The organism is Tenacibaculum finnmarkense genomovar ulcerans, from assembly GCF_900239495.1.
GTDB lineage: Bacteria > Bacteroidota > Bacteroidia > Flavobacteriales > Flavobacteriaceae > Polaribacter > Polaribacter ulcerans.
Genome location: NZ_OENE01000025.1, coordinates 71674 through 89465, shown reverse-complemented (window position 1 = coordinate 89465; position 17792 = coordinate 71674). Strand labels below are relative to the sequence as shown.

General features: G+C 31.1%; 15 protein-coding genes. 9 read left to right on the top strand and 6 right to left on the bottom strand.

The features are described from left to right. From DPIF8902391_RS08500 to DPIF8902391_RS08465, 8 genes are all read left to right on the top strand, one after another. Nucleotides 1-831: a DUF4249 family protein gene (locus DPIF8902391_RS08500; protein WP_058884267.1), complete on the top strand. Its 831-nt coding sequence runs from the start codon at nt 1-3 to the stop codon at nt 829-831. 228 nt (nt 832-1059) lie between these two features. Further along, nucleotides 1060-2028 carry a M23 family metallopeptidase gene (locus DPIF8902391_RS08495; RefSeq protein WP_058884268.1) on the top strand — a complete coding sequence of 323 codons (969 nt, stop codon included), beginning with the start codon at nt 1060-1062 and terminating at the stop codon, nt 2026-2028. 36 nt (nt 2029-2064) lie between these two features. Further along, nucleotides 2065-2394 carry a MerR family transcriptional regulator gene (locus DPIF8902391_RS08490; protein ID WP_058884269.1) on the top strand — a complete coding sequence of 110 codons (330 nt, stop codon included), beginning with the start codon at nt 2065-2067 and terminating at the stop codon, nt 2392-2394. A gap of 13 nt (nt 2395-2407) precedes the next feature. After that, nucleotides 2408-3004: a LemA family protein gene (locus DPIF8902391_RS08485; RefSeq protein ID WP_172505567.1), complete on the top strand. Its 597-nt coding sequence runs from the start codon at nt 2408-2410 to the stop codon at nt 3002-3004. 6 nt (nt 3005-3010) lie between these two features. Further along, nucleotides 3011-3448, top strand: coding sequence for a TPM domain-containing protein (locus DPIF8902391_RS08480; RefSeq protein ID WP_172505566.1), 438 nt, complete (start codon nt 3011-3013; stop codon nt 3446-3448). Continuing rightward, nucleotides 3445-4254 (top strand): TPM domain-containing protein, encoded by an 810-nt coding sequence (locus tag DPIF8902391_RS08475; RefSeq protein ID WP_172505565.1) that lies wholly within the window; start codon nt 3445-3447, stop codon nt 4252-4254. Before DPIF8902391_RS08480 ends, DPIF8902391_RS08475 begins: the two co-directional genes overlap by 4 nt. An 86-nt stretch (nt 4255-4340) precedes the next feature. After that, nucleotides 4341-6044 carry an alkaline phosphatase D family protein gene (locus DPIF8902391_RS08470; RefSeq protein ID WP_172505564.1) on the top strand — a complete coding sequence of 568 codons (1704 nt, stop codon included), beginning with the start codon at nt 4341-4343 and terminating at the stop codon, nt 6042-6044. Nucleotides 6045-6313: 269 nt separating this feature from the next. Continuing rightward, complete coding sequence (locus DPIF8902391_RS08465; protein WP_232122761.1) at nt 6314-7165, top strand: NHL repeat-containing protein; 852 nt, start codon at nt 6314-6316, stop codon at nt 7163-7165. Here the strand turns inward: DPIF8902391_RS08465 and DPIF8902391_RS08460 are convergent. From DPIF8902391_RS08460 to msrB, 5 genes are read right to left on the bottom strand one after another with little or no spacing between them, the layout of a single operon-like run. Further along, complete coding sequence (locus DPIF8902391_RS08460; protein WP_058884274.1) at nt 7158-7529, bottom strand: DUF423 domain-containing protein; 372 nt, start codon at nt 7527-7529, stop codon at nt 7158-7160. The genes DPIF8902391_RS08465 and DPIF8902391_RS08460 overlap by 8 nt on opposite strands. Nucleotides 7530-7540: 11 nt before the next feature. Then, nucleotides 7541-11230 carry a metallophosphoesterase gene (locus DPIF8902391_RS08455; protein WP_172505563.1) on the bottom strand — a complete coding sequence of 1230 codons (3690 nt, stop codon included), beginning with the start codon at nt 11228-11230 and terminating at the stop codon, nt 7541-7543. Nucleotides 11231-11289: 59 nt separating this feature from the next. Then, nucleotides 11290-12855, bottom strand: coding sequence for a protein adenylyltransferase SelO (locus DPIF8902391_RS08450; protein WP_172505562.1), 1566 nt, complete (start codon nt 12853-12855; stop codon nt 11290-11292). A 38-nt stretch (nt 12856-12893) separates the two neighbouring features. Further along, a complete protein-coding gene (gene msrA, locus DPIF8902391_RS08445; protein WP_172505561.1) occupies nt 12894-13433 on the bottom strand; it encodes a peptide-methionine (S)-S-oxide reductase MsrA in 540 nt (179 codons plus the stop codon). 13 nt (nt 13434-13446) lie between these two features. Then, nucleotides 13447-13893 carry a peptide-methionine (R)-S-oxide reductase MsrB gene (gene msrB / locus DPIF8902391_RS08440; protein WP_172505560.1) on the bottom strand — a complete coding sequence of 149 codons (447 nt, stop codon included), beginning with the start codon at nt 13891-13893 and terminating at the stop codon, nt 13447-13449. 145 nt (nt 13894-14038) lie between these two features. Between msrB and DPIF8902391_RS08435 the strand changes: the two genes are divergently transcribed. Continuing rightward, a complete protein-coding gene (locus DPIF8902391_RS08435; protein WP_172505559.1) occupies nt 14039-15244 on the top strand; it encodes a Pycsar system effector family protein in 1206 nt (401 codons plus the stop codon). A 13-nt stretch (nt 15245-15257) separates the two neighbouring features. Here DPIF8902391_RS08435 and DPIF8902391_RS08430 read toward each other — a convergent pair whose 3' ends face one another. Further along, nucleotides 15258-17651, bottom strand: a complete 2394-nt coding sequence (locus DPIF8902391_RS08430) for a hypothetical protein (protein WP_058884279.1) — start codon at nt 17649-17651, stop codon at nt 15258-15260. Between the last annotated feature and the right edge of the window lie 141 nt (nt 17652-17792).

Sequence of the window (17792 nt, the reverse complement as noted above, 5' to 3'; positions counted from 1 at the left end):
ATGAAATCACCATATATACTATTCATAATTTTTATAAGCATATTTACTTTTTTCGGGTGCTCAAAAACCATTCCGTTAGATGATATATATGAACCTCATGTAATCGTACGAGGAGGAATAACAAAAAATAATATAATTTTTGTAGACTTACAACAAACGGTACCTGTAAGTGTAATAACGAAAAAACCAATTAATACCGCAAAAGTATCTTTGCATACCAAAGCAGAAAATAGTGCCGCTAAAAAAATAGCTGATGTATTAATTTTAGATGAAAAAGAGGGGAAATATGCCATTAAAAAGGAGTTTAATCCAATGGTGGGTAATTATTATTGGATAAAAATAATTTTAGAAGATGGCACTATTTTAGAGTCGGTTCCTGAATTATTTAAACCGAAGGTTGTACTAAATAAAATTACAAAAGAAGATGAAGGTACTCGCATAACTTTTGAAGATTTTTCAGGAGATAAAAAAGATTTTTACCTAATAACCTATACTTTTTACACTAAACAAGGTGATGTGATCTTCACTGATTTTTTAATTGAAAACGATGTGTTTTTTGAAGAAGGCGAAGCTGCTTTTTTTGAAATAGAAGATATATCAGATAGTGTAGAGGTTGAAATGTCAAGCATAAGCTTTAACACCTATAATTTTCTGAAAAGTTATTTAACTCAAATAGAAACACAAGAGATTGCCGATGGAGATTTCTTTTCGCAATTATTCTCTGGTCCGCCGGCTAATTTAGAAGGGAATATTATAAATAAAGCAACAGGAAGAAAGGCGTTAGGTTTTTTTGAATTATTTAATCCAACAGTTAAAAAACAAGATTTTTAAACCATGAATAATTTTTTGTAATTGTGGTATAATAGGTAAAATATAAAAGGAACGTTTTTTAATGTTCCTTTTTTTATTTAGCATTTTTGTTAAATTATCATTAAAAAACAACTAATTAAAAGTAGTTTTAAAACATTTTGTAAATTTGTGTGTTTACAAATACTACTTTTAAAAAAAAGTAGCTTGTTTAGCAAGTATAAAAAAGTACAAAATAGTACATTTAGCATTATGGCGAAAGTAAAATATTATTATGACCCCGATACCTTATCATATCGAAAAATAGAGTCTAAAAAAAGCGTAACCTACAAGAAATCTTTCTTAGGGGTTGTAGGGGCTTTGTTAATTGCCTTTTTTGGTTTTATAGGGTTTAGTCAGTTTTTAATGTCGCCAAATGAAAGGTCTCAAAAAAGAGAACTTGAAAATTTTAAGCTGCATACAGAATTGATGTCTAAAGAATTAAAAATGTTATCGGAGCGTTTATCAGAATTGCAAGAAAGAGATGACAATATTTATCGAACTTATTTTGAGGCAAGCCCAATACCTAAAGAGCAGCGTAATGCAGGTTTTGGTGGGGTAAATAGGTATAAGCACTTAGAAGGATTTAAAAATACCGCCATGATTACTAATGTAACCAAAGAGATAGAAATGCTATCTAAACAAATGGTGGTACAGTCAAAATCGTTAGATGAAATTGTTGCTTTGGCAAAAGAAAAAGAAAAAATGCTAGCCTCAATACCTGCTATTCAGCCTGTAAAAAACCAAGATTTAAAAAGAATGGCATCGGGTTATGGTATGCGATTACATCCTATTTTAAAATCGTGGAAAATGCACAACGGAATGGACTTTACCTCGCCAAAAGGAACGCCTATTTTTGCTTCAGGAAACGGAAGGGTTAAAAAAGCACATAGAAGTACTACCTTTGGTAATGTGGTTTATATAGATCATGGTTACGGTTATCAAACTATCTACGCTCACATGAGTAAAATAAAAGCGAAACAAGGGCAGAAAGTAAAAAGAGGTGATATTATTGGTTATGTAGGAAACACAGGACGTTCAGCAGCAGCTCACTTGCATTATGAAGTACATAAAAATGGAAGACCTGTAAATCCTATTTATTATTATTATGGCGATTTAACACCTGAAGAATTTGTAGCAATGCAAAAAGCATCGCAACAAAAAGGACAATCATACGATTAATATTTAAGTAAAATAGCCAAATAACACGCCAAGTAAATGTATGTAGAATTACCTGAAAAAAGATATTATAAAATAGGCGAAGTAGCAAAAGCTTTTGACGTTAACGTATCATTAATTCGATTTTGGGAACAAGAATTTGACATTATTAAACCTAAAAAAAATCCGAAAGGAAATCGATTATTTACCAAAGAAGATATTGAAAATTTTAAATTAATTTTCAATCTGGTAAAAGAAAGAGGTTTTACCCTAGAAGGCGCTAAAAAGAAGCTAAAGAGAAACCCAACAGATGTTATAAATAATCACGAAATTATTAGTAGATTAGAGGCTGTTAAGGCAACTTTACAAAAGATAAAAAATCAATTATAAAAATAAAAAAAAGATGAAAAAATTTATACCGATTATTATAGTAGGCTTAATAGCATTGGTATTGTACAATTGGGCAGTAGGTTTTCAAAATACTGCTGTAGAATATCAAGAAAATGCAAAAACAACCTGGTCTAATGTTGAGAGTTCGTACCAACGTAGAAATGATTTAATAGGAAATTTAGTAAAAACCGTACAAGGCGCTGCCGATTTTGAAAAAAGTACGTTAATTGGCGTTATTAATGCAAGAGCTAAAGCAACTTCGGTAAATATAAATGCGGGCGATTTAACCCCTGAAAATATGGCGCAATTTCAAAAAGCACAAGCAGGTTTAAGTGGAGCTTTATCTAAATTATTAGTATCGGTTGAGCGTTATCCTGATATTAAAGCAAACAAGAATTTTTTAGAATTACAAAGCCAACTAGAAGGAACAGAAAACAGAATTAACGTAGCACGCGACCGTTTTAACGAAAGCGTAAATATTTACAATAAATTAATCAAAAAATTCCCAGGATCTTTCTTAGCAGGGCTTTTTGATTTTGATGAAATGAACCGTTACAAATCAGATAGAGGTTCTGAAAATGCACCAAATATCGATTTTAACTTTAAATAAAAATAAATGCTTCAAGTAGAAAATTTTCTTACTATTCAAGAAGAACAAGAAATTATTTCTGCTATTCAAATTGCAGAGAAAAACACTTCTGGTGAAATTAGAGTTCATATAGAAGCATCGACTAATATAGTGGCTTCTCAGCGTGCGCTAGAAGTGTTTCATCTGCTAAAAATGGACGCTACCAAATTGCAAAATTCGGTATTAATTTATGTAGCTGTACATGATAAAAAATTTGTTATTTATGGCGATAAAGGTATTGATAAAGTAGTGCCTGAAAACTTTTGGAATACTACAAAAAACACCATGCAAGCTCATTTTATAACAGGGGAATTTAAAGAAGCTATTGTTGCAGGGATTTTAAAAACAGGACAAGAATTAAAAGCTCATTTTCCTTGGCAAACAGATGATCAAGATGAATTGTCTAATAAAATATCGAAAGGATGATTCAAAAAAAAACAGGGAATAAAATAGTGTTTCTTAGTATTGCTTTTTTACTTTTAAGCATTCAAACTCTTTTTTCACAAGGCTTTAAAATTCCTGAAAAACCAGCTTTTCAAACCAGTGTTTATGATTATGTCGGGTTGCTTTCTCGTTCACAAAAATCACGTTTAGAAAGTAAATTAATTAAATACTCAGATACTACTTCGACCCAAATAGTGGTGGCAATTATCAATTCCACCGAAGGTGAAAATATTAACTATTTAGCGGCTAATTGGGGCGAAAAATGGGGCTTTGGACAGGCAAAAGAAGACAATGGTGTTTTTGTTTTATTAGCACATAAAGACCGTAGAATATCTATTCAAGCAGGTAAAGGAACGGAGCATTTATTAACCGATTTTACCTCTAAAAGAATTATCGAAAGAAACATTATTCCAGCTTTTAAACAAGGTGATTATTACACGGGTTTAAATAACGGAGCCGATGCTATTTTCAAAACCTTAAATGGCGAATATACAGGTAGCAGGAAAGAAAAAGATGAATTTGACCCTAGTATTATCATCTTTATAATTATTATGGTCGTATTTTTTATTATTATTTCAAGAGGCGATAAAAATAACCGTGGCGGTGGAAAAAGATATCGAAAAACAAGCAGTGCTGGCAGTATTTTCGAAACCATAATTTTAACTAATTCAGGACGCGGTAGTTTTGGAGGCGGAAGCTTTGGGGGTTCATCAAGCGGTGGTGGTGGCTTTGGTGGCGGTTTTGGCGGTGGTAGTTTTGGTGGTGGTGGTGCTTCTGGAAGTTGGTAGAACGAGTGTGTAGTATAAACTTAAATTAACCTTAAGGAAAACTAGCTGAACTACTTTTGCTGAAAATTAATTAGCAAAACAACAAGATGGCAACAAACATTAAAAGGAGAAATTTTTTAAAAAATACTCTTTTAGCAAGTGGTGGAATACTTTTCGCAGCAAACTTTATTAGCTGTACTACTGATGATCCAATAACAAACCCAATTCCTACTAATTTATCCCAAGAAAACTTTAATGAAGGCGTAGCAAGTTTTGACCCTACAAATTCACAGGTAATTATTTGGACACGTTACACAACCACTAAGCCTTCGGTAGCAATTACCTGGCAAGTAGCAACCGATGAAAAATTTGAAAATATTGTACGACAATCAGAGGTAATTACCGATGCTTCTCGTGATTATACCCTGGCTGTTGAGGTAAAAGAATTAGCCGAAAACCAAAAATTATATTACCGTTTTATCAATATTGAAGAAAAAACAACCTCGGTAGTTGGTAAAACATTAACCTTTGGAGCTAAAACTTCGGATGTAAAATTAGCCGTCACTTCTTGTGCAAATTATGCTTACGGATATTTTAATGTATATGAGGCAATTAATAAATCGGAAGCTGATGTGGTGGTTCATTTAGGCGATTATATTTATGAATATGGCGAAAATACCTATGGTTCATTTAGAACGCCAAATCCGAAAGGCGAAATAATTTCTTTAGATGATTACAGAACCCGTTACCGTCAATATCGTTCAGATAGCAAGCTAAAAGACCTGCATCAAAACAAACCCTTTATTTGTATTTGGGATGACCACGAAGTAGCAAACGATTCGTATAAAGATGGGGCTGAAAATCATCAAGAAAACGAAGGAAGTTATACTGCTAGAAAAAATAGCGCCTTACAAGCTTACAGCGAATATTTACCAAACACTACTAATATTGCTGATAATGAAATTATCTACAGAAATTTAAAAATAGGAAATTTAGCCGATTTAATTTTATTAGATACTCGAATTATAGGACGAGAAAAGCAGTTAAATTATGCAGATTTCTACACTTCAAAAGGAGAATTTGATATTCCTAGTTTTCAAAAAGAATGGTTAAACCCTAACAGAACCATGCTAGGAACAACTCAAAAAACGTGGTTTACAAATCAAATAGCATCATCAAATGCGAGTTGGCAAATTATCGGGCAACAAGTTTTAATGGGTAAAATGTTAATGCCTGCCGAATTATTACCAATTTTAGCCCGTGTTTCGGCAGAAGCTGAAACCAAAGGTGGCGCATCGGCGGAAACTTTTGGTGCTTTTCAAAAAGCAATTACCGAATTGGTTATTATCAAAACAAGATTTTTGAAAAAAGATCCAAGTTTAACGCCTCAAGAAATAGCCAGAATAAAAACCGTTTTACCATATAATTTAGATGCTTGGGATGGTTATTTTATGGAAAGAGAAGCACTTTTAGCAAGTTTCAAAAATAAAAAAGTAGTTGTTTTAGCAGGCGATACTCACAATGCTTGGCAAAGTGATTTAACCAATGTAAGCGGTGAAAAAGTAGGGGTAGAATTGGCAACAAGTTCGGTATCATCACCAGGATTAGAAAAATATTTAGGCGCAGGAGCATTGCAACTCGAAAAAGCATTACAACTTTTAGTCGATGACTTAAATTATAGCGATTTCTCACAAAGAGGTTTTATGGAATTGCATATAAATCAAGCATCGGTCGTTTCAAATTGGAAATATGTAAGTACTGTAATTAGCGAAACTTATACCACAAAAATAGGGCATAGCGTAACGGTTTAAAATCAGTATATTAAATATCAAAAACATCAAAAACATATAAAAGAGTTCCTTGAAATTTATTTTGAGGAACTTTTTTTCTTTAACTATTTTTTGAAGCAATTTCCCGCTTTCCGCACTCGCTCTTTTTTTGAAAAAAATCAAAAAAAGGAGCTCAAACAAAGCTTCAATCGGGGCTAGGGGTGTTTGCAAATTATTAAAATTATGCAAACAAACAAGTTACTTCTCTAAAAAATAAAATCGTATCATTGCGCTTAATAACCGTGTTTTTTATGAAAATAATAATGATATGTCTTGCTTTTATTTCATTAATTAGTTGTCAAAACTTTGGCGAATTAAAACTGAAATGTAATTTACCGAAACAACTAGAAGAAGTTTCAGGAATCGAAAAAATAAAGAATAACGAATTACTTTGGATGCTGAATGATAGCGGAAATAAATCCATTATTTACGGTGTTGATATTACAGGTGAAATCACTAGAGAAGTTGCTGTAAATGCTAAAAATAACGATTGGGAAGATATCGCATCCGATGAAAACGGAAACCTATATATCGCCGATTTTGGAAATAACGATAATAAGCGTAAAAATTTAAAAATCCTTAAAATAAAGCACCAAGACTTAGTAGAAAAAGATATTGTTGATGTCGAAAAAATTAAATTTTCCTATGCTTCACAAAATAATTTTCCTCCTAAAAAGAAAAAACGTTTTTTTGATGCCGAAAGTTTACTATATAAAAACGGATTTTTATATATTTTTACTAAAAGTAGGGTTAAAAATAAGTACGGAATAACAACATTATATAAAGTTCCTGCTCAAAAAGGAAATCATGTAGCAAAGCGTATTTCAACCTTTGAAACCTGTAATGATTTACCTTGTTGGATTACCGCAGCAGCAATAACTTCTGATGGAAAAAAAGTAGCCTTATTAAATGGTCAATCGGTTTTTATATTGACCAATTTTATAGGCGATGATTTTTTCTCTGGAGAAATTAAAGAATATCCGCTAGGGCATGTTTCTCAAAAAGAAAGCATTACTTTTAAAGATAACAATACCCTTTATATTGCCGATGAAAAAGCCCATGGAAAAGGCGGAAACTTATATGAGTTTGCCCTGATTAAATAAAGCGTATTAACAGCATAATCCATCCAATAACTAATAACAAACCGCCGATTGGTGTAATTGGTCCTAAAAACGACATTTTTTTTCCTTTGGCATCAGATAAAATTAAGCCGTAAATACTAAAAGAAAATAGCATAATTCCTAGAATAAAAGCCCAACTCATAAATTGATTTGGAGCAGGAAAATAACTTCCGATAAACAATAAAACAAGGGCGTGATACATTTGATATTTCACGCCTGTTTCAAACGATTTTAATTGATCTTCAGATAAAATTTTCTTTAAAGCATGTGCGCCAAAAGCCCCCAAAATTACGGCTAAACCTCCAAATAAAGCCCCTGATACTAATACTATTTGTTGTGTAATCATATATTGTTTTTTTAAAAATTAAAACCTAAAGCAAAAGCTATTTGTAAGCCTTCGTGGCTATTGAATGCAGAAGCTTTAGCTGTCATCATATTTGCGGCATTAAAGAAAATACCTCCACCAATAGAGGTGTTCCATGTATCGGAATTCATATTTTTCATCCATACTTTTCCGTAATCAAAACCTCCGTAAATTCCAATATATAAAGGAATTAAACTTGTTTTTAAAGTGGTTAAATTTAGGCGAATATCAGTACTGTGATAAAAAGCATTTTTACCAGTAAAACGTTCATTTCTATATCCACGTAATCCGTTATTTGCTCCTAAACTAGCCCCTTGATAAAACTCAAAATCATTACCAAAAGTAAGATGTCCTTTAAATTTTGTAGCAAGCACTAATTGACCGCTAGGAATTAGTTTGTAATCAAAAGAAATAGACGGAATTGTATAGGCAAAACTATTTTTATTTTTTAAATTATAAGTATAACCAATTTGCAGTGCTGTTTTCATTCCTGTGGTAGTAAAAGCAGTATTGTCGGTATTTTCAAAATGATAACTAGCTTGAGTATTAAAGAAGTTTTGATGATTAAAATTTACCTCTTGTGAAGTAATAAATCGACCAGAAGTTTTATCAATTTTAAATGATTGATAATTAATTCCTAATTTTAGTATTGCATCCAAATCACTTTTCCAATGAACCGAAGAACCTGTAATTAATTTACTTATTTTAACTCGATTATAATCTTTGTTTTTAAAATTATCTGCCTCTAAGTTTATAGAATTATTCCCAAATCCGAAGAAATTTTTTGCATAATTAGGGCTTGTGTATAGTGCGTTAAATCCTAAATTCCAATTACCGATAATATTTGCAAATTCATTGGAGTAATTTAATTCAAAACCATCTGTGGCAAAATAATATGCCCCAGAAATTTTATGCTGTGCTGTAAACGGATTTCTTTCAAAACCATTAATAGTGTAAGTATTAGAAACGCCTATTTTAAAACCGTCATCAGGGTTTGCGCCAATAATTGGCACTAAAACATTGGCATTGTTCTTTAATTTTTTATAATCATATACATTTATTTGGTAATCGTCTGTTAATTTTTTACGTCCTTTATTGGTAATAAAAGTATTTTTCTTTGATTTATAATCGTAAATTTTTACTTTTTTACCATTTTTGATAGTATAATTATCATTGTTCTGTCCGCCAATAATTCGAAGTTTAATCAACTTATCTCCATCACCTTTTACCACAAAAACATCATCATCATCTAAACCATAAATCCATATTTCTTTAGTTTTTGAATGCTTATAAGTTCTTTGATGAAAAATAGCTCCTTTTTCTCCTTTTTTAATTCGATAAGCAGTAACCTTTGTTTGTCCGTTTGGCAATCGATTAATTTCAAACCAATCATCTTTATTCGTTCCTTTAATTACTTGAAATTTATTAATATGATTAAAATAAATATCAGATATTTTTTGCAGATTTTTCCTTCTTCCTTGTAATTTTTTCTTGATGATTTTAATTGTTTCTCCTTGTACTTCTTCAGAAAAATTATTGAAAGCTTCTGTTATAATTTCATCTGTAATTGTAGCTGTAATTTGTTTTACTTGAGCATCCCAAACCTTTTTATCTGACTGATTAATTAAAGACATATCTAAAGGATACGGCTCTAAATTAAACCATTTCGGACTTTTTAAATCTTCTTTATATGCTTTCATTAAACGTAAAGCAGGAATTATTCTGGTAGCGATATTTAATAAAAAACCATCACCCATAATTGAAAATGCTTGATCTCTATCCCTAGGAACAGGTCGATAAATAGTCTGTCCATTTTCTTTAAAAACAGCCCAACGCCATTGGTCTTCGTGCCTGTCCCAATCGCCAATTAACATATCAAACAAACGAGCTTTTATATAAGCAGGTTCATCTAAAATATGTTTTTCACTTTTAGCTAATTTTTTTAATAAATCGTCCGTACTAATTATTTTATCAGAAAAACCAAAACTCGCTTTATCGCCATGACCAGAAGCGGCACGTTCTTCAATCATATATAATTCATCGCCAAATTCAGCATTAAAAGAACCCAATGCATTTTGCTTTGGAATATAATATAAAACAGGGTTTGTATGATAAATTCCAGCAGCTTTAGACAGCGTTCCGATGGTAAAAGGTGCATACGGATGCGAGCCTGTAAATGCGTCTAACAATAAACTTTCGGTATATGTTTTATCAAATTGATCCTTTAAATATTGATCTTTAAAAGCAACGGCTTGTAAATATTGAACCGCATTTTTACGCAAGGCACGCATTACATATTCACGTCCTTTTTTATCGCGTAAGCGCAATGATTTAGATTGATTTCCACCACCTTTTCTAACAGGTCTTAATCCGCCAAAAAGAGTATCTAAATTTACCGTTGGCGCTGTTACTTTTGTTCCGAAGTCTTTTCGATAACGTTTTCCCCAAAAATATTCGAATACTTTTGTTTTTTTTACTTCTTTATCGCTATAAATACTAGCAGATTTTTCTGTGATATTTCGATAAGGATAGGTAATAAAATTTTTGTTTTTATCCGCAGGAAAAATACTAGTTTGATAGACCACTTTATGTTCATTTACAGAATAAAAACGAACATTAGAGCTCCCGTCTTTATAAATATCTAATTGCGCAAAACCTTGACTTCCGTAAGTGAATTTTGCACCTCCAGCTAATTTAGTAGCACTACTTTTTGATCCTGAACCGCTAATTATTTGTGGTAAATTATCTTCAACAATGTATTGTAAACTATGCTCATGCCCAGAAACAAAAATGGTTTTATTATTTTCTTGCGCTAAAGTTGTAATGTGTTTTTTAAGCTCGTTATATTTTTTATTTTGTAAATCAACATTGGCAATACCAGTTGTTTTTCTTAGGATGTTTTTTAGCGTTCCTAAAACAGGAAGTGGGCTTAAATGACTTTTAAAAGAATAATAACCACCGTGAGAACCATTGGTAAACATCGGATGATGCAAGGCAATAATTGTTGTTTTACCTCTTGATTTTTTAATTAATCCTTTAAATTCATCAAAGAATTTTTTTCTTGTTTTTATATCGCATTTGTCGTTTATTTTTGGATGATTATCCCAGTTAGTAACATACCAATGTGTATCGACAATAATTAATACGACATCTTTAGAAATAGTTACCTTTTTTAAAGGACAGCCATTCTCAGGTAAAAAAGAGTTTTTTCCTACTGCTTTTTCAACTAATTTTTCTTCTCTTTTTAAGCCATCCAAACCGTTGTACCAATCATGATTTCCTGGGATAAAAATTGAATTACCTGCAAATTTTTTAGCAATAGCTGTTTGCACTTTAATTCGATGTTTTGCTAACGGATATTTTTTTGATTTTTTAGAAGGAATTCCTGTTTCATAAACGTTATCACCTAAAAAAAGTAACGTTGAATTTTTTGGCGCTGTAACAATATGCTTATTTAAATATTTTAATGCAGGCGATGTTTTTCCTAAATCAGAATTACCTGCGTCACCAATTAAATAAAAAGTATGCGCTATTTTTTTATCAGAATTTAGCTTGTTTTTTTCTTGTTCAATATTTTTTACAGTGTTTTTATCTGCATATTGAGCTTTAAAAGTAGCACAATTATTTAATAATATAACCGTAAAAAAAAGCACTAAATATCTAAATTTTTTAATGAAATTCATACCTGTTTAATTAGAGGGTAAAAATAATTTACATTCTTTTATTGATAAACAAAATAAGATTAAGAACTACAACTTAATGCAGAACATCCAATTTTATTACGAGCCCATTCTGGTCGTTTTGCAAACCATTTTTCATGCTTTGGTTGCTCTGAATAAGGGTTTTTTAACAATTCATATAATTCATCAATTAAATTATAATCACCTTTATTGGCAGCATCAATAGCTAATTGTGCCATGTAATTTCGCAATACGTATTTCGGATTTACGGCATTCATTTTTTCTTTTTTTGCTGAATCAGATAACGTTTCTTGTTTTAATCTTTTTAAATAACGATTAAACCAATCTTGCCAATGATTTTTTATTTCATCTTTAACTTCGATAATCGTATAAAATGCGATTTTTATGTTATCGAAAGCAGTTTCAAAAGTAGCATCCGAAGAAATTAAGGCTAAATTTCTAAAGAAAAGAGTCATGTCAGTTTCTGTTAATTGCAACGTTTCTTCTAAACGACCAATTAATTCATAATCATTAGCATCCTCAGAAAATAAACCAATTTTCGATTTCATCATTTCCAATTGTTGCTTCTGATAAATATCAGCATATTCATCTAAAATTTCTTGTAAAGGCGGTGCTTCTTCGATAAGTGGAAACAAGGCATTTGCTAATTGAAATAAATTCCAAACACCAATTTGTGATTGATTTCCGTAACGATATCTTTTATGTTGATTATCGGTTGTATTTGGTGTCCAGCCAGCATCGTAGCCTTCTAACCATCCGTAAGGCCCGTAATCGATGGTTAATCCGAGGATAGACATATTGTCGGTATTCATAACGCCATGCACAAAACCAACACGTTGCCAATGCACAATCATTTCAATAGTTCGGTTTCTTATTTGAGTTAAAAAATCGAGGTATTTTTGTTTTCCTTCGGATGTAATTTCAGGATAAAAATGTTTTATCGTGTAGTCTGCTAATGTTTTTAAAGTAGGATAATTTTTTCTAGATGATAAAATTTCAAAACTTCCAAAACGAATAAAACTTGGAGCTAAACGGCTTACAATTGCACCTTTTTCATAGGCTGCATTTCCGTTGTATAACATATCTCGCAACACATTATCACCCGATAAACTTAACGATAAAGCTCTAGTTGTTGGAACGCCCAAATGAAACATTGCTTCGCTACATAAATATTCTCTGACCGATGAGCGTAAAACTGCTAAACCATCGGCAGTTCTTGAATATGGCGTTTCTCCAGCACCTTTTAATTGTATTGCCCAGCGTTTATTATTGTGTACAATTTCGGTTAAATTGATGGCTCTACCATCGCCTAATTGTCCTGCCCAATTTCCAAACTGATGTCCGCCATAACACATCGCAAATGGATGCGTATTTTCTAAGACTTTATTTCCTGTAAAAATATTTACAAATTCTTCTGATTTAGCATCTTTTTCAGTTAATCCAATTGCAGTTAACATCTCTTGGGAAACATGAAGTAACTTCGGATTTGCTGTTTTTTTAGGTTCAACAAACGAAAAACAAGCATCTAAAACTTGTCTTCTGCTGTTTTCTAAAATTTTATCGGCAGGTAATTCTTTTGTAAAAGTATCTTGAATATTAAGCTTCATTTGTGTTTGGATAAATGGATTGACAAAATTACGGTAAATTACTTTAATTTATGAGCATGTAATTTTCGAAGTGTTGCTAATTTTGGCGAAATAACAAAACTACAATACCCTTGTGTTTGGTTTTGTTTGTAATAATTTTGATGCGCTATTTCTGCTTCGTAAAAAATAGAATATGGGCTAACTTCTGTAACAATTTTATCTTCATAAAAAGGAGTAACTTGTGTTAAAACAATTTCTGAAATTTCTTTTTGAGCTTCATTATGATAAAAAATTACAGAACGATATGCTGTTCCTTTATCCGCTCCTTGCTGATTTAAAGTTGTCGGATTGTGAGTCGTCATAAAAATAATCAAAATATCTTGATATGAAATAATATCAGCATCAAAAGTAAGCTGAATTACTTCGGCATGCCCTGTTAATCCAGAACAAACTTCTCTATAGGTTGGGTGTCCTGGTACGTTTCCGCCAGCATAACCAGAAACCACTTTTTCAATACCTTTTACTTCCTGAAAAACGGCTTCTGTACACCAAAAACATCCACCGCCTAAGGTGGCTATTTGTAAATTTTTACTTGTCATTAATTGATTTTTTTTAATTTTTATCTAAAATCATTGATTCCGAATTGATGCAATATCTTAAACCACTTGGCTCAGGTCCATCAGGAAAAACGTGTCCTAAATGTGCATCACAACTATTGCATAAAACTTCTACTCGTACCATTCCAAAAGTTGTATCTCTATGATATTTAATGGCATTTTCGGTAATTGGTTGGGTAAAACTTGGCCATCCTGAATTGGAATCAAATTTAATAGTAGCATCAAATAAAGGTGTGTCACAACAAGTGCAATTGTATTTTCCTTGATCATAAGAAGTACATAATTCTCCAGAAAAAGGACGTTCAGTTCCTTTTAAACGGGTAATTCTGAATTGTTCATCAGTTAATAATTCTTTCCATTGAGTTTCGGTTTTTTCAACTCTTTTTATTGGTGTCGGATTTCCGTTTACCGCAAAGTGAATAATATTTTTCCAAGTAAGCATATTAAAATATTTTGGTGGTTAATTGTACTACTTCTTTTCTGTATGATGTTAAATTTTCATCCTTAAAAGAGGTGTTTTTATATTGTCAAAATTACAATTAATAAGAGTAGAATAATATGCTTAATTTAGCAAAAACTTTTTTTTGATGGAAAATTTATTAATTGAAGCTGAAAATTTTGTTATTACGCTATTAAATGAAAAATTAGATACTTCATTTATATATCATAATGTATTTCATACGCAACGAGTAGTAGCAAAAACGAAAGAATTAATAAAAGAAGTAGAATTAACAGTTGAATCATCAAATAGTTTACTGTTAGCAGCATGGTTTCATGATACAGGTTATACAGAATCCATCGAAAATCATGAGGAAGAAAGTGTTAAAATAGTAACAGTTTTTTTGAAAGATAAAGGCGTTTCTCAAGCTATTATTTTGCAAGTTTCACAATTAATTTTAGCAACAAAAATTTGTGAAAAACCTCAAAATAATTTAGAGAAAATAATTAAAGATGCTGATTGTGCGCATTTAGGAAGTAAAAATTTTAGCGATTACACCTTGTTATTGAGAAAAGAGTGGGAGTTAAGCAAACAAAAGGTTGTTTCTGATGAAAAATGGACAGAAGAGAATATTCAGTTTTTAACAAAACATCGTTTTTACACCGATTTTGCAGTTAAAAATTGGAGTAAAATAGCATCTAAAAATTTAGCTGAATTATTAAAAAATCAGCAAAAATTACAACAAGAAAATAAGAAATTACAACATAAAAAAGAAGAACTAGCTTTTAAAAAAAATAAAGTAGAATTGCCCGAAAGAGGTATTGAAACTATGTTTCGTGTGGCACTTCGAAATCATATTACTTTAAGCGATATTGCCGATACCAAGGCAAATATTTTGTTATCGGTAAATGCTATTATTATTTCGATGAGTTTATCGACTTTAATTCCAAAATTAGATAATCCGACGAATCATTATTTAATTATTCCGTCGTTAATTTTTATATTGTTTACCGTTGCTTCTATTATTTTATCAATAATTGCCACCCGACCAAATGTAACGCAAGGCAAATTTACCAAAGAAGATGTTGCAAATAAGAAAGTAAATTTATTATTCTTCGGAAATTTCCATCAAATGAATTTACCCGATTTTGAATGGGCAATGCACGAAATGATGAAAGATCGTGATTATTTATACGGTTCATTAACCAAAGATTTATACTTTTTAGGCTTGGTTTTAAACCGAAAATATAAATTATTACGCGTAACCTACACTGTTTTTATGATTGGTATTATTGTAAGCGTACTTGCTTTTTCAATAGCTTTTCAATTGCAGGAAATGAAAATAATGATCTAATTTATTGTTGTTTTTAAGACTTAAATTCACTCATTAATTCATCAATAGTAATGGTTTCTTTACAGTCAAAATTTTCTTGATAAACAACGGCAACTCGCAATGCTTTTAAACCAGAAACTCCTTGTAAATCTTCCAATTCTAAAGTTTCAATAGTCCCTAGTAAATTTTTAGACTGTAGGTATTTAATGTATTTTAAATATTCTAAAGCATCTTTGTCTTGTGAATACACAATGGCAATTTTACCAGGAACCGTAAGACGTTCTTTAGTGTTTTTTAAATGTATTTTGTCAATTCTTTTTTTAATAATTTCATAGCGAATATTATAGGCACCATCAACATCAAATTGTTTTTCATCTAATCGAAATTTAATAGCTAAAGGTGTGCTATGAACTAAAATTAACGAAGCAACCTGTAAATCATGCGTCATAAATTTACGAGCAGTATTTGCTACATTTTCCATTTCGCACATGAGTTGCAATTGCCATAATCGAAGGTTATACAAATACAGTTCATCGAATTTTTTCTCTTTGGTTAAAGACTGCCCGATATACATATTATATTCGACCCCATCAGTTTTATAGCGTTCAAAATAATGCGGAAACATTGCCTGAGCATCCTCCTGCTTACAATCTATAAATTTTGCTAATTTATCATTTAACAAAGTAACACTTTGCTCGTATGCTTTTCGTTTTTCATACACAACATGTAGGCTGTTGTCTAAACGATTCATGTAGGTGTTTACAACATCGGTTAAATTAGTGCTCAGTGTTTTTATATGTTTAAAAACAGGATAAATTTCACGCTTTAAAAATTCTAAAATCCCAATTTCATCGCCTGATTTTAAGCCAGTATCAACCTCTTTTAAATAATCATTTACCCGAAACATTAATTCATTATAAATAGGCATTTTTTCAGAAACACAAGCTTCCTTTAGTACCTGAATAGCCAAGGTAAGTTGGGTAATTAAATCATCTTTAATAGCTTCATTTCTGGCAAAAGAAGAACCTTTTATATCAGACTGCCCGTATAAAGGATACACATCATTAAAGACTATTTGTTCAATTTTCACATTTTCTTTTTCGGCATAAATATCGGTTTGATACTGTTCGGCAGCCTGATAAAATTTCCATTTTACAGTTTCGTGTAAAGAGGTGTAATGTTCTTGTATTGTGGCCTCTAAAGTGTTTGAGTATTCTTCTGACGATCGGTTAACAGCTACTTTAAAAACAGGAATAATATCTTTTAACTTTTGTTGATTCACAGAGTTTAATTCGTAGGCTTTTGGAGCCGTTATTTCTAGTAGCGCTAAATTATTATTAGCACTTGCTTTAATAGGAATCAGTAATATACTTCCAATATTTTGTTTTTTTAAGCGTTGAGAGAACTCATTATTGTTTGAAGCACTTCCGTAGCGTTGCGTATTAGAAATAGCTACAATTTCATGCTGTTTAAAAACCTTGGTAATTATATGGTTGCAAAAAAAAGTAGTACAGGCTATTTTTTTTTCATCCTTAAGTAAAATAAGACTTTTAGGTCGTTTAATATGTGTAGATTGCAAGGATAAATCAGTATTATTAAATACCGAAAAACCAACTTTTAAGCCTTTTATATTAAATAATTCACTTAAATCTTTGCGTAGTTTTTGAATAATATTTCCATCATCTTTTTGCAACAATGTTGTTCTAATTGACGATATATTTTCATCGGCAGTAACATCAAACAAATTCATAATTCCAAAGCCTTTAAAAATATAGCTGTTTGGCGGAAATTTCTCTTTCCAAATATCAATATTATCGTAGCTATTTAAAAGTATTTTAATATCTTCTTCGGTAATTTTGGGTGCATTTTCACTAGGCGTAATTTCCATAAAATCGGCATTAAAAGCCACTCTGTAATGCTTTATAATATCGAGTTCATTATCAGGAATATCAAAATAAAACGGACGTTTTAAATCAATCGGATAGTTGTAAACCATGTTTAAAATAAAAGTACATGCCATAATATACATCTTATCATCTTCAAAATCTCTAACTTTTAAAACATAATCATCCCCAGCATTATCAAGAATATTTTTAAGCCTTTTTGTAAATTTAAAAGAGGTAAAAGAAAACGGAATTGTGGCAGCTTTAATTTCGTTTAATGTTAACATTTCAGGAAACAAGGCATCTAATAAAATATCGATAATATCTTCATGTTTTTTTAACAATGAAATATCAGAAAAACCGTTAATTAGTTCAGGATATTTATCTACTTTTTTAACAAGGATATTTGCCGAGGCATGGTAAGGATGCTCTTTAGCATTGTTATTAGCGTATTGTTTGAGCATATTGTATATTTTCTCAAAACTAATATTTAGTTGTAAGGGCAATTCAATATCTTTAAAGGCATCTAATTTTCTAATTTCCATGAAATCATTTTCTTAAATCTATTACAAATTTACAAAATGCTAAGCAATTATTTTTTTTGAAGCAATTTCCCGCTTTCCGCACTCGCTTTTTTTTGAAGAAAAATCAAAAAAAGAGCTCAAACAACTGCGTCAATCGGGGCT